Origin of the sequence: Flavobacterium zhoui, from assembly GCF_042787235.1 — a bacterium.
Classification (GTDB): Bacteria; Bacteroidota; Bacteroidia; order Flavobacteriales; family Flavobacteriaceae; genus Flavobacterium; species Flavobacterium zhoui.
Genome location: NZ_JBHZPY010000021.1, coordinates 1 through 18336, shown reverse-complemented (window position 1 = coordinate 18336; position 18336 = coordinate 1). Strand labels below are relative to the sequence as shown.

Below are 18336 nucleotides of genomic sequence, written 5' to 3'. Positions count from 1 at the left end.
AAGAATTTTAGCAAAAATAACAGCATTAACATTGGTTCAATATATCAATAAATTTATCTTTGATAGACCAATAAATAATATCAAAAATCAAATCATTTAATTACACCCAACGGGTTACATTTTATAAAATCCGTTCAGCAATGAGCGGATTTTTTTTTGGGCGTTACCTCGTTCCAGAACTACCTCGTTCAATTAGAACTTCTACCTAGAAACAAGGTCGGGCTATTCGCTATATCTTTTGTTCCATTTCTATTTTGCTCCGCTACTCGTTCATCTTGTCACAAAAGGATGCCACTGCTATCCCTAACGCACTTTACGACGACATAAATAATAACAAATCAAAATCTTTTAAAAAAATTTGTTTCTTAAATATATTGCTCTACATTTGTAGAGCAAACTCTATTTATGTAGAACAAATTGTTGATATGCGTAACATAATTATTTCAATCAGTATTCTTTTTTTGTTAGTGGCATGCAAAGCCAAATCCATTAACCAAAAAGTAAACAAAGAAAGAGAAGGGCTTTGGATCGAAAAATATGCCCAAGACAGTTCGCAATACAAATCAATAGGGAAATACCATAAAGGAGATCCAGTAAAAAGATGGAAGTATTACCTAAACGGAAAAATCATCATGAGAGAAAAGTACAAAGATGATTATTGTATCAGAACCAAGTACCATCAAAATGGCAAAATCGAATCAAAAGGAAAAACAAGATTTGATAATGATAGCAAATACGCACATTGGTTTTATAATGGTGATTGGAAATTCTTTGATGAAAGAGGAAAACCAATTCTAATTAAAAAATTTGAAGACGGGAAATTGATTTCTGAAATAAAGCGGCAACAGTAATTTTAAAACAACTCAATTCAACGACTAAACAAAATCAAATGCAATTATCCAACTCCGAAGAACAATTGATGGAACACCTTTGGAAACTCGATAAAGCCTTTATGAAAGACTTGCTTGAAGCATTTCCGAATCCAAAACCCAAAACGACAACCGTTGCCACACTTTTAAAAAGAATGATTGACAAAAAATTCGTGGCATACACAGAATTTGGAAACTCTCGAGAATACTATCCTTTGGTCAAAAAAACGGATTATTTTTCAAAACACGTAAACGGATTGATTAGTAATTTCTTTAATAATTCGGCATCACAATTTGCTTCTTTCTTTACCACCGAAACCAATTTGTCGGAAAGAGAACTGGAAGAACTCAAAAAAATAATAGATAGTGAACTTCAAAAAAAGAAAAAATGATAGACTTTCTAATTAAATCCTCAATTAGTTTATTTGTGCTTTTAGCCGTTTATCATCTAGTATTGGAAAAAGAAAAAATGCATGTCTTCAATCGGTTTTACTTATTGTTTAGCCTGATTTTTTCATTTGCAATCCCTTTTATAACCATAGAAGTTATGGAAGAATTATCAAAACCAATAGCAGAAAACAATACCATCCAAATAATGGAAGGAACCGCAACTCTCGCTCCAGAAACAAACTATTTACCCATCATATTAGTTAGTTTTTATGGATTGGTAACTTTATTACTAACGATTCGATTCATTGGAAATATCCAAAAAATAGTGTCTAAAATAAAATCAAATAATCGTATTGATTACAAGAATTCAGAATTGATTTTATTAAAAGAAAAAACACTTCCACATACTTTTTTGGACAAAATTTTCATAAACGAAGCGGATTTTAATAATCGAAACATTGAGGAAGAATTATACACGCACGAATTGGTTCATGTTACACAAAAGCACACATTGGACATTTTGTTTATTGAAATACTAAAAACCATTTTTTGGTTCAACCCCATTTTTATTTTTTATAAAAAAAACATCCAACTTAATCACGAATTTCTTGCCGATGAGAAAGTTGTGACATCATATAATAACGTTCCGTTTTACCAATCTTTACTACTATCGAAAGCAAACGAGAACCAACCTTTTTACTTGGCCAGTAATTTAAATTATTTAATAACCAAAAAACGATTACTTATGATGACGAAAACCACATCAAAAACAAAATCACTTCTTAAGAAAATAGCCCTAATTCCACTTTTTACCTCCCTGATTCTCTTATTATGTATTGAAATGGTAGCACAAGGAAATAGTCAAAAAGGAGAATCTACACTTTCAAAAGACAAAAAGAAAGATACTTATTATGCAGGAGTGAGATTGATTGTAAAAGACAGCCACAAAAACATATTAATTAATAAGAAATATGAAGACTTAACATTAAATGAAAAAAGGCTTTATATCGCAGAAGTTCCCGCATCAACTAAGAAAAATCCACCTACCGCAAAAGAATTCAACAACTGGAAAAGCGATGTGAATTTTAGGGGAATTCTTGATAAAAGGGGGATTGTAAATACCGATTTAAGCCAATACACTTACAAGGATATCGCAACATATGCAAAATATGATAACATCATTCATAACGGGAAGAAATTTGAACCACATATGAATCATTTCATCTTGCAAACCAATTCCTATTTTGAGAAGCATTCAAAAAAAACAAATCAAAAGTCATATTTCAAAGTTATAGAGAAAACGATAAAGGACGGATCAATAAAGAATCCTGTCATACTTAAAGATGTATCTAAACGAAAAGATATAAGCAAAGTTATTCCAGCTAATAAAGACAAAAACAATCCTATTACGGCCATCCAACAACCGGAATTTCCTGGAGGAATGAATGAATTTTACAAATTTATGGGAGCTAATTATAAAATCCCCACAGAATTAAAAGGAAATGGAAGAGTATACATTAAATTCATGGTAGAAAAAGACGGAAGTCTTAGTGAATTCGAAATTCTTCGTGACATAGGATTTGGAACAGGAGAAGAAGCTATTCGAGTTTTAAAATTAAGTCCGAAATGGATACCTGGAAAAGATAAAGACAAACCCGTTAGAGTACAATACAGTTTACCGATTACTCTACAACAAGCAAAGTAAACTATCCTAAAAAGACAAATCCGTTCAGAAATGAGCGGATTTTTTTTTGGGCGTTACCTTCGGTCGGGCTTTCCATTATAATCTTTTTATTTTTTAAAGAAAAAAAACAAAAAGGATTTTCATTGCAATCCCTAACGCAAACTGACCGCCATAATATTTTGTTTTAAAATTTGCTTATTAGATGTACATAAGCGTAAGTGCTTTACTAAGTCTCTTTCCACATATCTTTCAAAAACTTTAAATACGGGATTTTCAGCGGCTAGTTTTACGTCTTTACCCAGACTGAACGTTACCTTGCTACTAGTGGTTTGGGATTAAATTAAGCCATATTTAAGGATTTGGCAAATCTCCCAAATACAAAACCAACTTTCAATTCAGCCTAAAGACCAAATCCGTTGTAGCTGTTACCACATGTTTTTTTTATTAATTATCGTCTATTAAATTGCAGATTTCTACAAAATCATTTTCGGATAAAATTCTAATTGCTATTCCGCTTTCAATTAGTTCTTCTGCTCTTCTATGTTTTGAACTTTTCTCATAACCAGCAAGTTTAGTATTGTCTTGAATTCCTACGACTAACATTGTTGTGTTTTTTGTAACGGAATTAGTTACTTTACAACCAATTTCAGAAGCAATTAATCCTGCTTCACTTCTTGGAATTGATAATGCGCCAGTAAAAACCAAACTCTCGCCATACAGTTGTCCTTCGGGATTTCCATCAAGGTTTATGGCAGTTGAATCTTTATAAGTAAATATTGGTTGTCCAACTCTTTTAAACCATTCTTCAATTGTCAAATTTGTAATTTCACTTGCTTTTAATACAACTAAACCAGCAACAATTGCATCTTCTAAAGCATCGTGATGCTCAAATTTTATATTTAAATATTTTGCAATATTAGATAAACCATAACCAGAATGAGCAAAATCTGTCCAAGTTCTTCTTACAATTTTAGCACTATCAAGCCATTTTGGTTTTATATGTTCTAAACCATAACAATCACAAGCTCTATTTATCGCAATCCTATCAAATGGCATATGATGAATAACAATTTTATCTTCTAAAAAGAATTTTAGTTCTTTATAAAATTCATTGAAAGTTGGTGCATTTGACACATCTTCTTCGTTAATTCCGTGAATAGACACATTGAAAGGGTCAAAATAATCTTCTGGATTTACAAATATTTTTAATTTTTCAATAATTTCTCCATTATTAAAAATTGCAATTCCAATTTGACAAATACTTGAATAATCGGCATTTGCAGTTTCAACGTCAATTGCTATGAAATTCATATAAGCTTACTAATTAAATGTAAAGTAACCTGGTCATTAATGTTTAAGCATCTTTTGTGAATATGTTCTAAAAATACTTTTTCTGTTAGCACTTTTAATTTAGTGTGCTTCTTTCCTTTTGAATTCAGTTTTTTTCCAAGCTCAACAAGTTGAGTGTCGATAATTCCACATTTCACTTCTTCAAAAATGAAATCAGAAATTATATAAAAATCTGTATCAGATGTAAATTCAGAATCAGTTGGAATTCCACCCAAATTTCCAATTACTTGAAATTGATTGTATTTTGAACCACGAAGTTTTTGTGTAAAAAATACATTTTTGTCGTAAAATTGATTTGGTTTACTTTTTTCTAAAAATTTTTCTGAAAAAGCATTTAAAGAATTTTCGGTAATTTCTATTATTACGTTTTCTTCCATATTCTGTGTTTCTTTTAAAATATCTGGTAACTTATATATAGGTGCAAAACAAACTTTCGCATACACACCCAATTCTGCGTGGATTGGCGAAGCTATATTTTGCTTTAAGTTCTTCAAATATAATTAAATTTTCTTACAAATACTGAAAATGACTTTGAATCAACGGAATGCTTTGCGTGAGGGATGGCAGCGAAAATCCTTTATGTTTTTTCTTTAAAAACATAAAGATTGCAGCGTACAGCCCGACCCGAAGTTGCGAGGAGGAACGACGAAGCAATCTACAGGGTCACGCCCAAAAAATACGTATTCAATAAATAAAGTGCAAAAAAAAATCCGCAACTCTAGACTTTTATCAAGAGCAGCGGATTCAAACTACAATCTAAAAACTATTAACTAAAAACTTTTACTGGATTATAGCCCAAATAAGGCATGGCTTGTTCTTTGAAAACAACCCCGTATTCTTCTAATTCTTTCAAAATAGGCAAATAAACCTCTTTACGAATCGGAAGCTGTACTCCCGGAGTGGTGATTTTACCATTTAGAATTAGCAATGTTGCCATTGCAACTGGCAAACCTACTGTTTTTGCCATGGCGGTATAGATTTGATCCTCTCCTATGCACACCATTTTAGAATCGATTTGTTTTTTTACACCATCTAATTCGTATCCGAATTTATGGTACATCACGATCATATCTTTATCTTCGGGTTGTAGTGTCCAACTATCGCTCAATATTTTTTCTAATATTTGTGCTGGAGTAGCGTTTTTAAGTCCAACAATTTTTTTATGGCTGAATAAATCCAACTCCACTAATTTATCCCACATTATATCATCCTGGTCAATTTTTAGAATCAGCCGTACTTTTATTTCAACGGAATCCGTTGGATGATAAGGCAAAAAGGAGTTGACAAATTTACGGTAGCTCATGTTTTCAGAATCTTCCATAATGTAACTATCATCAGTCATTCCCAATTGCACAAACATATTCCATGCTTTTGAAAACCCAACCCGACGGATTGTCCCTCTATATAAGGTAAGAACATCGTCTAAGCCATACACACTTCTATATTTCAGGGAATCTCTATTAGAGTATGCCTCAAATCTACCGAAACCTTCCACGTCCAGGAATTCTGTTCTACGAAACAAATTACAATACGGAATATATTTATACGTTCCTTCCTGAATAAACTTTGCAGCACCACCTTGTCCGGCAAGAACAACATTACGTGGAGCCCATGTAAATTTATAATTCCAAAGATTAGTATCGGATTCTGGAGCTACAAGTCCGCCACAAAAAGATTCAAACAAAAGCATTTTTCCGCCCTGATCTCCAATTTCATCAATAACTTTCATAGCACTCATGTGATCTATTCCGGGATCCAAGCCAATCTCATTCATGAAGATAAGATTATTCTCCTTTGCTGCTGCATCTAATTCTTGCATCTCATCACTTACGTACGAAGCGGTTACCATGCTCTTTTTATAAACAACACAATCTCTGGCCACCTCAATATGCAAATGTGCCGGCAACATCGAAATCACAATATCCGCTTTTTGTATCGCTTTTTTTCTTTGATTTTCATCAAAAATATTGAGCGCTATTGCTGTTGCGTTAGGATGATTGTTCGTTTTCTTCTCAGCTAATGACAGAGATAAATCGCCAATAACTAGATGTAAACGCTCTTTTTCTGACTTTTCCAGAAGATAATGTATTAACGACGAAGCTGATCTTCCTGCCCCAATGATAAGTATTGTTCTCATTTTTCATATAATTATAACACAAACATACAAAATTGTTGTATTTATAACAAATGATTGTTCCAAAAATATTAAAATAACACTATTCTAAAAAATAACATATTTGTAAAAACGCCTTGATGATCAATATACATTTTTAAAAAGAATATCCTAATTTCTTTCAATTTGAATAGAATATGAGATAAATTTGCAGAGAAAAAAAACAGGAAAACGATGGACAAAAAAATAATTTCAACTGGCGCCTTTATTGGCATGTTGGCTATAATATTAGGTGCTTTTGGCGCACATGCCCTAAAAAAAGTACTGTCTATCGAACAACTTTCAACTTTTGAGACCGGAGTACGCTACCAAATGTACCAGGCACTGTTTTTACTATTCATTGGTCTAATGACAAACCTCAGTCAAAAAACAAAAAAAACTATCTATAATTTAGTGCTTTTTGGCGTTATTTTGTTCTCTGGTTCTATTTATTTATTAGCCACAAATACACTTACAACTTTCGATTTTAAAGTGATTGGTTTTCTCACTCCTATCGGTGGACTCCTATTAATACTGGCTTGGGGGCTCCTATTTTGGAATGTCACAAAGAAAAAACAACAAAAATTAGATAATTAAATCCTATCTAAAATATAAGTTCTACTTTTGCAGTCGATAAATTAAACTACACAATACATAATTTTATGAATAATAACACACCGTTTACGCAATCGATTTCGCTAAAAGACATAGGAATTGAAAACGCAAAGATTCATTACCAATTATCAGCCAACGAATTACATGAAATGACTATCGAATTGGGTCAAGGAGTTGAAATTTCGAATGGCGCTTTAGCTATCAATACCGGCGAATATACAGGACGCTCTCCTCTGGATCGATTTATCGTGAAAGATAGTATTTCTGAGAACCAAGTTTGGTGGGGAAAAGTAAATATTCCTTTTGAACCTAAAGCGTTTGATGCTTTATATAAAAAAGTTACGGCTTATTTATCAAACAAAGAAGTTTACGTTAGAGACTCCTATGTATGCGCGGATCCTAACTACAGATTAAATGTTCGTGTGGTAACAGAAACTCCTTGGGCAAATTTATTTTGTTACAATATGTTTTTGAGACCTGAACTAGAAGAACTTGAAAACTTTACGCCAGAATGGACCTTATTATGTGTTCCTAGTTTCTTAGCAGACCCTGCTGTAGACGGAACCCGTCAAAGCAATTTTGCTATTTTAGATTTTACCAAAAAAATTGTTTTAATAGGTGGAACAGGTTATACAGGTGAAATGAAAAAAGGAATTTTTTCTGCTTTGAATTTCATTTTGCCAGTTTTCAAAAATACTTTACCAATGCACTGCAGTGCCAATGTTGGAAAAGACGGTGACACCGCTATTTTCTTTGGATTATCAGGAACTGGTAAAACAACTTTATCTGCAGATCCAAACAGAAAATTAATTGGTGACGACGAACACGGCTGGACAAACGAAAATACCGTTTTTAATTTTGAAGGTGGATGCTATGCAAAAGTGATCAATCTTTCAGAAGAAAATGAGCCAGATATCTTTAGAGCTATCAAAAGAGGTGCTATTTTAGAAAACGTAGTCATTAACAACGAAACAAATGAAGTTGATTTTGAAGACGTCTCAATCACTCAAAACACGCGCGTAAGCTACCCTATTTACCATATTGACAACATTCAACCTGGGTCCATTGGTAAAAACCCTAAAAACATATTTTTCTTAACAGCAGATTCTTTTGGTATTTTGCCTCCAATTTCAAAATTAACACCTGGTCAGGCTGCTTATCACTTTATTTCTGGATATACTGCAAAAGTTGCCGGAACCGAAGCTGGTATTACAGAGCCTCAGCCTAACTTTTCAGCTTGTTTTGGCGCTCCATTTATGCCTTTGCACCCTACAAAATATGCTGAAATGTTAAGCAAAAAAATGAAAGATGCAAATGTAAAAGTTTGGTTGATTAACACTGGATGGACTGGCGGTCCATACGGAATTGGAAGCCGAATGAAACTGAAATACACCCGTGCTATGATTACAGCCGCATTAAACGGAGAATTGGATGATGTAGCGTATGAAAATCATAAAGTATTTGGAATTGCTATCCCACAATCTTGTCCAAATGTGCCTGTTGAAATATTAAACCCAAGAAACACTTGGGAAGACACGGAACTATATGATAAAAAAGCAGTTGAATTAGCTCAAAAATTCAAAGCTAACTTTGCTAAGTTTGAAGAATTTGCAAATCCCGAAATTATGACGGGAGCTCCAATCGCATAAGTTAATTATAATTCAAAAAAGAAAAAGAGCTGTTCATTACGAATGGCTCTTTTTTATTTGGACAAAACAGAACATCGCTCTACTGTCTCGAAAAGTCTTTAGTTCCAACAAGTCCAAAGGCTAATTAAAAACATATCAACTATTTATACCATTATTAAATTATTGGCGTTAAATTTGTAAGCATCAATCAAAATCATCAATCATGTTAAAACAATTTTTCATTCTTTGTTCCGGAGCCGACAAAGAACTTCTTGAAGGCTGCTCCGAGGGCGAACAAACCAAATATGTTGGTATTGGCGCCACGGTTTTCTTTACCGCCGTCATGGCTTTTATCGCCAGTGCGTATGCGCTGTTTACCGTTTTTGACAGTATTTATCCCGCTTTACTTTTTGGGTTAGTATGGAGTTTACTGATTTTTAATCTCGATCGTTTTATTGTTTCCACCATTCGAAAAAGAGACAAATTTAGCAGCGAATTTCTACAGGCAACCCCCCGAATTATCTTGGCAGTTATCATTGCCATTGTGATTTCGAAACCGCTGGAAATTAAAATCTTCGAAAAAGAGATCAACACCGTTTTATTGAAAGAGAAAAACGCCATGGCTTTGAACAATAAAAAAGAAGTGGCTAACTATTTCAAATCGGATTTGGATAAAAATAAAGCTGAAATCGATAAATTAAAATTGGAGGTTACCAATAAAGAAAAAGAAGTCAACGCGCTTTACGAGACCTACATTACCGAAGCCGAAGGAACGGCTGGAACCAAAAAATTAGGCAAGGGACCAGTTTTTAAAGAGAAAATTGCCAAACATGATTTGGTCAAAAAAGAACTGGATACCTTACAAAAAATCAACTTGGCTAAAACTGTAGCCATGGAGCTAAAATCCAAAACACTTCAAGCCGACTTAGACAAGAAAGTAACCGAGACACAACCAATTATTGACAGTTTTGACGGTTTGATGGCGCGAATAAACGCATTAGATAAATTACCTTGGCTGCCTTCGTTTTTCATTATGCTCTTGTTTTTAGCCATTGAAACTTCCCCTATTATCGCAAAACTATTATCTCCAAAAGGAGAATATGATTTTAAACTAGAAGATCTGGAAACGGCATTAAAAGCCACATTGGAACAAGATAAATACCAACGCGCTTTATTGGTAAAAACCAGTGCTTCTATGCATGATAAAGTTTATGGAGACATTGCAGAGGACAAAAAACTGTATGATTTACAGCGAAAAAACACCTCCGATTTATTAGAGTTACAATCCAATAATTTTGTAGAAAAGCAGAAAAGAACACTTTAGTCTTACTGTTAGAAAGTCGAAAGTCATAAAGTCAAAAGATAACGTATTACTTTTGACTGTATGACTTTCGGCCTTAAGACTAATTACATATAACTCAAAATTTCTTTTTTGAAAGCGTCATATTCGCCTTGTAAAATCAATCCGTTATCCAATAATTTCTTATAGTTCTGTAATTTATCAAATAGCTCGTTTTGTGATAAACCACTTAATCCACTTTCTTTTGTAGCCTCCGCTACGGTATTTAATTGCTCCTTTTCCATATTAAAAACTGGTGGAGTAACTGGCATTATTTCAGCAAAATTGGTTACTTCTTCGGTTTCCATTTCTTCAATAATCTCTACTTCTTCTTCTATAAAAATCAAAGGAACCTCATCAATAATTGTAGCATTTAGTGCAGCTCCACTTTTCAACACATCCAACTGTTCTTTAGCATAGGTAAAAATTTTTCTGGCTTGAATTTTCGGAATATAATCAATCGAAACCTCCATGTTGGTTCTGGTTGTAAACGAAAATTCAGAACCCAGAATATTTTCTTTTACAAAAGTGCCCTCTATCTCGTCCCACGTATAATCAATAAAATTCATAGAAAGCCCAAGATTTTTTGGCTGACAGATGATGATTCTCTTGTTTGTCAAAACAATACTATCTGGCAAAACGGTAATTGCTGGTTTTTTTTGAACAGCGATATAACCGATTTCTTCATTCTTCATCAATAAATCATTTAGTTTTGAAGCTATTTTTTCGATGGCTTTTGGATCTTGTTCTTCGTTTAAAAACTTTTTAAATTGTTCTATCATATAATATGCTGAATTTATTTCAGTAGGTGTTGTTACTTTTCTTTTAATTTCTTCGCAAAAGTAATGCCTATTTTCTGATTCTTAGATTTCAACTTGCATTTTCTTTGTTAAACTTTTGAAAACCAATTCAATTCTGAAATAAAAAAAAGGTTATGGCAATCGCATAATTACTTTTCAACTAAAAAAACATCTTTTAATCAATATTGTCAGATATAAATTAGGTTCAGTCCCTACGGGACAAATCATCTAATCACAACTCTCTTTCTACCATTATTTAACCCCTACAAGGCATGTACACCTTGGAACAAAATATTATTAAAAAAATTACACATCCCTATTATAAATCTCCCAAAGGACTTTTATGCATTGAGGCTGTAATAATTTAATTAGATTTTTATCGGACAACAATGATCCGAAAAACATATCGGAATAAAAAACTCATTGCTGCAATTCAGGATACACCAACTTATAAGCAATCAAGTTACTTGAAGATATTTTTTAAGACTGCGGAACCTCGCATTTTTGTGGGGAACCTTCATATGATTAATTCCCATGTTCTGAATAAAGTAGTAAAAAAAAGAGCCGAAAATAGTTTGGATTTATTTGATATCAATAAAAAAACCTTTCTTTTACACTTAACCATTAACCCATCTTATTATTTTATCGTAATTAACTTGCTTAAAATCTCGAATGTACATCTGAACTATTTTATCCATAGAAAGTTCACAAGCTACATTATAGTTCGTCTTCGCTAGTTTTCTGCGGTAATCGTCGTCATTTAAAATTGCTTCAATGGCTTTTGCAAGTGATTCTGTGCTTTCAGGATTAAAAAACTCCCCTTTATAACCTTCTTCTTTAACTAAAATACTTAAATCCCCTAAATCTGGCATAACAACTGCCTTGCCAAAACTACCCGCTTGGTGCAGAACGCCAGAGCTTCCAGTAGTAGAAGTATATGGAAATACTACCATCGTACTTTCATTAAAAACAGTAGCGACTTGATTTTCTTCGACATAACCCGTGAAAATAATTCCGGGCACATGAGCATATTTTTCTTTAACCTCTTGTAAATACCCCGGTGTATTAGGACTATCTGTTCCTGCAATTACAACTTCTATCGCTTCGTCACTGGATTTTCTAATTAACTCAACTGCATCAATTAAAATTTCAACTTTTTTATAAGTACCGAATTTACCAAATGCCATTACCTTTTTAGGACCTTGAGGCAAATCAAAATTGGGGTTTTTTGTTATCTCAAAGGTCCCATGAGGAATTAATATAACATTATCAGTTTTATATTTTTCATTTAAAATATCTACATATTTACTAATAGTTACGGCAACTTTATCCGCTTTAAGAATACATTTAGTTAAACCTGTTCCAATAAAATTATAGGTTCTTTGAGCAAGTTTGTTGCTAGTAAACCCTGCACTTTCGAGATCTACTTGTTCTAATATGGTGTGCAATAAAACAATTGTATTAAAACCAAAAAGTTTTAAAATCATAGGGATTAGCAACCCCAAAGCGGCAGGAATTTTTTTATCTCCAAATTTTACAAATTGCAAATTGAATAAAACAGCATCTGGTTTCTCTTTTAAAATAGTTCTACAAATGGTGAATAAATTAGCATAACTATTAAATTCCCAGCATTCTTTAACAGATACTTTATTACTATTTTTAAAGTCAAGTTGTTTTGGTTCCGTTGTTTTATCAGTAATCAAAAGCAGCTCTGAAACTTCTGTTCTTTGCACGAAATTTTTCACCAGATGATAACCATATTCATTCAAGGTTACTTTACTGGGAGGGAATGATGTTACTACAGCTACTTTCATTTTGTTTGCATTTTTAGTACCGTAAATATCTGTATTGATAGGATTTAAATTTATTATTTTCGACGAATGGTTTATTAGTTAAGACGAACATTCTTTTTAGTATGATAAAAGAAAAAGACAACTGAAAAAATAGTAGTGTCACCAAAGTAACAATCTGCATTTCTACTACTTGTTGAAGAGAATTATGGAATAGAACTATTAGCCCAATTTGTGTAAGTCACAAAACTGCAGAAATAACAACTGACAGAAATCTATTTATGAATAAAAAGATAATAGGCAAAGATGTTTGACATAGCAAAAACAGAAGCTGACTTCATCTGTTTATAATTATCCTTCTTTAAAAGATCAAAAATAAAAACAACAGACTTTGCACTATTTTTTAGCCAGAAAATCAATAAATGTCGATGAATCCACAATAGATTTAGCCCTTGAAGTTTTATAAAAATCTCAAATTAAAACGTCAGAAAAAAAACCAATATTAAATTATATGACTGGCCGCTAAACGGACCGTGATTATTTTTTTACTTTCATCAACAAGGAGATCAAGAGATTAAGAATCAATTTTGTCAAAAAAAATCTTAAAAAAAAGCACGAAATGTCGTGAATGCAACTTGACATCTTTTTAAAAAACGCTAAACCTAATTGTTAAACAGAACATAGCCAGCATTTTCTTAATCTCTTAATCTCATTTTTTAAAAATTATAATCTTTTCTTTGTTAAATTCAATATTTACGGGGTACTAAGCGTTTTTTGTAAATATTTATTTTAATAAAGATATTGAAATGGTTTTTTGGTATTAGTAACGTAAAGTCATATTAAACGATCTAAGCTAAACTACAATAAATTTAATCTTTTCATCAACTCAGGTCTATTAGCGCGACTTACTGGAATTACATCTTTAGCTATTAAGACACTGTTATCCTCAACATCAACAATTTTCTTAGTGTTTATAATAAAGGAACGATGCACTTTTAAAAATAAATCTTTAGGTAATTTATCTTCTATTTTCTTTAGGGTAGAATGGACTACATAATTTTTACTCTCGGTTTTTATATGGATATAATCCCCTTTGGCTTCTACAATATTTACAGATGCCATTTCAATTTTTATCAATCTGCGGTCGATGTTGATATAAAACTCATTTGCGTTATCCTCAACAATTGGTTTAATTTCTGTTGGCTTAGAGGTGATTTTATAGGATTTTGCTTTTTGAATTGCTTTATTCAAACGCTCTTCGGTAATTGGTTTTACAAGATAATCCACGATGCACTCGTACTCAAACGCATCGATTGCAAAATTTTTATCTGAAGTAACCAAAATTACTTTAGGTGGATTTTTTAAACTTTGAATAAAATCAAAGCCAGTAAAATCAGGCATATGGATGTCTAAGAGAATTAAATCAACTTCAGTATGGTTCAAGAATTTTATAGCCTGAATAGCATTGGGGAATTCTTGAATCAATTTAAGTTCAGGATATAGCGTGATCATCTGAGTCATAATCGCTCTTGCCATCTCTTCGTCATCAATAATAATGCAATTCATACGGTAAGCGGTTTTACAAACGGTTTACAAAATCTTGCATGATTTTTAAAATATTTTCAAAATCAGCATTCAAATTTGTTGAGTTATTTTTTAAATTAACTTCATATTCTTCAGCAATATAATAACTTTTTTCTAAACCAAGTATAGATATTTTATGTTTTAGTTTATGAACCGATTGCGCAGCCTTGGAAAAATTGGTGTTTTCCATTTCCTCTGAGTAGCCTTTTATTTCATTTGGAAGTTCTTTTTTAAGAATACCAATTAATTTAGTTTTGAATTCAAGATTATCTCCTGACAATTCGTCGATGTACGTTAGATTAGGCTGTTCCATTGTTTTTTAGTATTGTAAAATAAAAAGTTGTTCCAATATTTTCTTGACTTTCCAGCCAAATTTTACCATTATAGTAGTTAATAATTTTTTTTACAATAGAAAGCCCTATTCCTGAGGACGCATCATTATTCTCTAATTTAGAAAAAATATCAAAAATTTTAGTCTGGTACTGTTGCGGAATGCCGATTCCGTTGTCTTTTATATAAAAACTGATTTTCGTATCACTTTCTGAATTTCCAATTTCGACAGTGATTTTTTCTTTATCATTGTATTGATGGCATTTTGTACCAAGTTTTGAAATAGCTATTTATATTTAAAGTCATTTCCAAATACTTTGGGCAATTGGTTATTTATAGTAATTTCGACATGTTCACAAATATGGATAGTCCTTAAAATCTCATCAATCAAAATATTTAGATCAATTATTCTCTATTGATTTTTTAATTTCGAAGCCTGAATGATTTTCATAATCTACTTATTAAGTTTTACAAAAAAGGTAGAACCTTCCCCTAATTCACTTTCAATCCAAATTTCGCCATTATAAGTGTCGACGACTTTCTTAACAATTGAAAGCCCTAGTCCAGTTGAATGCTCACTTTTTGTATACGATTGAAAAGTATTAAATATTTTTTTGTGATGCTCTTTTGCAATTCCAACACCATTATCTTTGATTGAAAAAACATAATGATCATCAAATTCTTCCGAAGCTATTTCCACTAAACCTGCTTCCCTTTCAATATAATTAACAGCATTTCCTATTATATTTTGAAACAACTGTTGAATTCTATAACGATCTGCTTTTATAATCGGCAGCTTATTTTTAATAATAATAGTAATATGTTTTGGAATGTGAATAATATCAACTATACCTTGTATAATTTGCTGTGTGTTTACATTTTCTTTGACCATATCCTCTTTATCAATTTTTGAATAAGTCAGTATGCCTTCAATTAAATGATCCATTTTTTCCACTTTATGTTCAATCATAGAAAAATATTTTAAGGTTTGATCACTAAATGCCCTATCATTATCCTCTTTTATCCATGAAATTAAAGAATGAATACTTCGCAAAGGCGATTTTAAATCATGCGAAACTATTTGTGCATAATCTTCCAGTTCTTTATTCGTTTTTGCTAAACTCTCTACTAATTCTTCCCTTTGATTTTCCAACAATTTCTTGTTGGAAATGTTTTCTTCAATAGCAAAGAACCGGACTATTTCACCCTCTTTATTATATAAAGCTTGTCCTTGGATTTTGACCCAATATTTTTCTCCCGTTTTAGAATAATTTATAATTTCACAGTTAAAGGGTTGCCCTTTACTAATTTGATTTTTTAAGTACTGAATAGTTTCAGGATTTGTTTCAGGTCCCCGCAGTAGATATCCAGGTTTTATTCCAACCAATTCTTCTTTAGCATATCCAGACATTTTTTCAAAACTGCAATTAACCCATTCTATCCTACCCTCTACGTCACAAATTACAACTGCATTTATATTTTTTTCAGCAATTAAAGAGAGTAAATAGAGTCTTTCTTCCTGTTCTTTTTGCTCTGTTATGTCCAGATGAATTCCTATCGAACCTATTATTTTTCCATTAATATTATAATTTGGGGCTCCACTTATTAACCAATGTCTTTTTTCTCCTTTTATATTTTTTACTTGAACTTCATAGGAATCAGTCACCCCTTGAGTCCGTAATTCATTTTTAGTTTCAATAAGCTGCTTACTTTCTTCGGTTAGAAATAAACTTGATGCTTTTTTTCCAATTAGTTCCGCCATACTATACCCGCTAATTTCACAAAAACTATGATTTGCTAAAGTAATGCCATCGTTTTGATCAACCTCAATTAAACCTAAGTTCATATTGGCAATAATGTTGCTGTATTTCTCTTTTTCGTTTCGTAATATTTCCTCGTGTTTCTTTTTTATAGTAATATCAACATACGACCTAAGATTGCCTTTATAAATACCATCCCTAAAAATCGGAATAAAATTTCTCTCATAAAACCTGCCGTCAACAAGCTCTAAATCTTCATTATAAACAGGTTCATTACTTTTAAATATGCTATTTAATCTTTCCGCATACAAATCAGGGTTCTTAAAAAAACGTTTTGAATCCTCGACAGAATTAGAATAGTCCATCCCGATTAAAGTATCCGGATCACCTTCAAAATCAAACATGTTGCAGAATTTTTTATTTGCAAGTATAAGTTTCCTGTTTTCATCTTCCAAAATAATACCCGTTTGCAGATTAACAATAAGAAATGAAAGTCTGTTTTCGGACTCCAGTAATTTAAAATCCGCATGCTTTTTTTCGGTTATATCCTCTATCATCGCAAAATACCGACTAACGTTTCCTGCTGAATCTAAGACAGGTTGCCCTTTTGTTTTAGTCCAAAAATAGCTGCCATCTTTTCGACCATGAACCAATTCTACATCGAATTTTTCGCCTTTAAAAAATGGGCCAGTCATTCTCTTTAAGTCCTTTTTATTTGTGTACTCGCATTTTCCAATCTCAACAGGAGTTCTTCCTATAACTTCTTCTTTAGAAAAGCCTGTCAAATTTAAATAAGCATCATTACACCAAAAAATTTCACCATTGGATTTTGTAAAAACAACGCCATACTCGTTAGCACTAGCTACAAGAGACAGCTTATTTAATTCTTCTTGATCTCTAGTTAAATCTTTTTTTTGATTATTAATTTTAATCAATAATTCTTCTAATTCTTGGGTAGTAATTTCTTGCGTTTTTAAAACATGAAGCAGGTCGAGCAAGGGATCATGAAAAGCGAAATCATGGAATGTTAGTTTTCTTTCACTAACTTGATTCATAGAGACAAACCAGGGAGAACCTACAAATAAAATAGAATCATTATGAAGTTGAAATTGACCTCGTAAATCAATATCTTTAATAGAGGTTCCTAAAACGACAAGTTGATCAAAAATTCCTATTAAGTCTTCAAAAGTTGGATTTTCAACAAAAGGTCTTTTAACTTCAAAAGTTGAATTAAAATTGTCATTTATGGTAATTGACGGTAAGGTTTTGGCTAAACTTTTACCAAACCCTTTTATTTTTAATTTAGCATCGATTAGAATATAAAAAGGAAATAACTTATTGAAACTATCTTCATCAAAATTAAATCCTAACTTTTCCATGCTTTTTTTTACCAAATTACATTAAAAATTTCATGTGAGCAACCTTCGTCGCGAGTTTGAATTAAATTAATTTTGACAGGAGTATCGTACATTATTCCCAATCCTTGGATAAGCCCTCTTACAAAGTCTTGAAGCCCCTCTCTTTTTGAAAAATAATGCAACTTAACGCTGTTTTCAGTAACATCACTAATTTTGAATTCTGGCGGAGTCAGTTTTGGATAAATCAGCATTACTCGATTATGAAAAAGAGGCAAGTTGATTAAAAATTCTTTCAAATTATCTCCTCCCGCGTCCATTAATCCTCCATATTTATCCTTTGTCGTCTTTACGACCCACCATTCTCCAAAGACAATTAAAACGGCACTCAAGGTCATGCTCATCTCTTCAGAAACTGCTTGTGCTAACTTAAAAGTGATAGCATCATCATAAGGCTCACTACTTATAAAAAAATCTACATCTATCCCACTACGAAGTTTAATTGCCTCCCATTTATTCGCCCCAAAATTGGCCGTTACTAGTTCTTCAATAGCTTTATTTTTAAGTACATGACAAAAACTGAAATATTCTGATTTCTAGTAAATTAAATCCACTTAATAGAAATCTAGATAAATAATCCAGTCCGTATTTGAATACACTAACAGACCTTCTGCCGTGTTTTTTGATTTT

The 18336-nt window shown here is 32.1% G+C and carries 16 protein-coding genes and 1 pseudogene; 7 read left to right on the top strand and 10 right to left on the bottom strand.

Going from position 1 to position 18336, the window contains the following annotated elements:
• The 4 genes and pseudogenes from ACFX5F_RS15945 to ACFX5F_RS15930 form a co-directional block, all read left to right on the top strand.
• A pseudogene (locus tag ACFX5F_RS15945) lies at window positions 1–100 on the top strand (IS982 family transposase); the annotation flags it as partial.
• 325 nt (window positions 101–425) lie between these two features.
• On the top strand, window positions 426–851 hold the full coding sequence (locus tag ACFX5F_RS15940) for a toxin-antitoxin system YwqK family antitoxin (RefSeq protein WP_379853014.1): 426 nt from the start codon (window positions 426–428) through the stop codon (window positions 849–851).
• 38 nt (window positions 852–889) lie between these two features.
• Window positions 890–1261, top strand: a complete 372-nt coding sequence (locus tag ACFX5F_RS15935) for a BlaI/MecI/CopY family transcriptional regulator (RefSeq protein WP_379853013.1) — start codon at window positions 890–892, stop codon at window positions 1259–1261.
• Complete coding sequence (locus ACFX5F_RS15930; protein ID WP_379853012.1) at window positions 1258–2964, top strand: M56 family metallopeptidase; 1707 nt, start codon at window positions 1258–1260, stop codon at window positions 2962–2964. The genes ACFX5F_RS15935 and ACFX5F_RS15930 overlap by 4 nt, the downstream gene beginning before the upstream one ends.
• Before the next feature lie 423 nt (window positions 2965–3387).
• On the opposite strand, the gene ACFX5F_RS15925 is transcribed toward ACFX5F_RS15930, so the two are convergent.
• From ACFX5F_RS15925 to ACFX5F_RS15915, 3 genes are all read right to left on the bottom strand, one after another.
• Window positions 3388–4254 (bottom strand): exonuclease domain-containing protein, encoded by an 867-nt coding sequence (locus ACFX5F_RS15925; RefSeq protein WP_379853011.1) that lies wholly within the window; start codon window positions 4252–4254, stop codon window positions 3388–3390.
• Window positions 4251–4670 carry a hypothetical protein gene (locus ACFX5F_RS15920; RefSeq protein WP_379853010.1) on the bottom strand — a complete coding sequence of 140 codons (420 nt, stop codon included), beginning with the start codon at window positions 4668–4670 and terminating at the stop codon, window positions 4251–4253. Before ACFX5F_RS15920 ends, ACFX5F_RS15925 begins: the two co-directional genes overlap by 4 nt.
• A gap of 389 nt (window positions 4671–5059) precedes the next feature.
• Complete coding sequence (locus ACFX5F_RS15915) at window positions 5060–6430, bottom strand: saccharopine dehydrogenase family protein (protein ID WP_379853009.1); 1371 nt, start codon at window positions 6428–6430, stop codon at window positions 5060–5062.
• A 210-nt stretch (window positions 6431–6640) separates the two neighbouring features.
• Between ACFX5F_RS15915 and ACFX5F_RS15910 the strand changes: the two genes are divergently transcribed.
• The 3 genes from ACFX5F_RS15910 to ACFX5F_RS15900 all read left to right on the top strand — a co-directional run bounded on the left by ACFX5F_RS15910 (window position 6641) and on the right by ACFX5F_RS15900 (window position 10012).
• The gene (locus tag ACFX5F_RS15910; protein WP_379853008.1) at window positions 6641–7042 is read left to right on the top strand and encodes a DUF423 domain-containing protein; all 402 of its coding nucleotides are present in this window, start codon (window positions 6641–6643) and stop codon (window positions 7040–7042) included.
• A 65-nt stretch (window positions 7043–7107) separates the two neighbouring features.
• Entirely contained in the window at window positions 7108–8709 is a 1602-nt protein-coding gene (pckA, locus tag ACFX5F_RS15905) for a phosphoenolpyruvate carboxykinase (ATP) (protein ID WP_379853007.1), read from the top strand.
• 202 nt (window positions 8710–8911) lie between these two features.
• Window positions 8912–10012 (top strand): DUF4407 domain-containing protein, encoded by a 1101-nt coding sequence (locus ACFX5F_RS15900; protein WP_379853006.1) that lies wholly within the window; start codon window positions 8912–8914, stop codon window positions 10010–10012.
• Window positions 10013–10095: 83 nt separating this feature from the next.
• On the opposite strand, the gene ACFX5F_RS15895 is transcribed toward ACFX5F_RS15900, so the two are convergent.
• The 7 genes from ACFX5F_RS15895 to ACFX5F_RS15865 all read right to left on the bottom strand — a co-directional run bounded on the left by ACFX5F_RS15895 (window position 10096) and on the right by ACFX5F_RS15865 (window position 18197).
• The gene (locus ACFX5F_RS15895) at window positions 10096–10809 is read right to left on the bottom strand and encodes a PH domain-containing protein (protein WP_379853005.1); all 714 of its coding nucleotides are present in this window, start codon (window positions 10807–10809) and stop codon (window positions 10096–10098) included.
• Between the two features lie 635 nt (window positions 10810–11444).
• Window positions 11445–12641: a glycosyltransferase gene (locus ACFX5F_RS15890; protein ID WP_379853004.1), complete on the bottom strand. Its 1197-nt coding sequence runs from the start codon at window positions 12639–12641 to the stop codon at window positions 11445–11447.
• An 834-nt stretch (window positions 12642–13475) separates the two neighbouring features.
• Window positions 13476–14183 carry a LytR/AlgR family response regulator transcription factor gene (locus tag ACFX5F_RS15885; protein ID WP_379853003.1) on the bottom strand — a complete coding sequence of 236 codons (708 nt, stop codon included), beginning with the start codon at window positions 14181–14183 and terminating at the stop codon, window positions 13476–13478.
• 13 nt (window positions 14184–14196) lie between these two features.
• Complete coding sequence (locus tag ACFX5F_RS15880) at window positions 14197–14514, bottom strand: Hpt domain-containing protein (protein WP_379853002.1); 318 nt, start codon at window positions 14512–14514, stop codon at window positions 14197–14199.
• Window positions 14501–14728, bottom strand: coding sequence for an ATP-binding protein (locus ACFX5F_RS15875; RefSeq protein ID WP_489753084.1), 228 nt, complete (start codon window positions 14726–14728; stop codon window positions 14501–14503). The genes ACFX5F_RS15880 and ACFX5F_RS15875 overlap by 14 nt, the downstream gene beginning before the upstream one ends.
• A 257-nt stretch (window positions 14729–14985) precedes the next feature.
• A complete protein-coding gene (locus ACFX5F_RS15870; protein WP_379853001.1) occupies window positions 14986–17670 on the bottom strand; it encodes a PAS domain S-box protein in 2685 nt (894 codons plus the stop codon).
• A gap of 8 nt (window positions 17671–17678) precedes the next feature.
• A complete protein-coding gene (locus ACFX5F_RS15865) occupies window positions 17679–18197 on the bottom strand; it encodes a heme NO-binding domain-containing protein (RefSeq protein ID WP_379853015.1) in 519 nt (172 codons plus the stop codon).
• Between the last annotated feature and the right edge of the window lie 139 nt (window positions 18198–18336).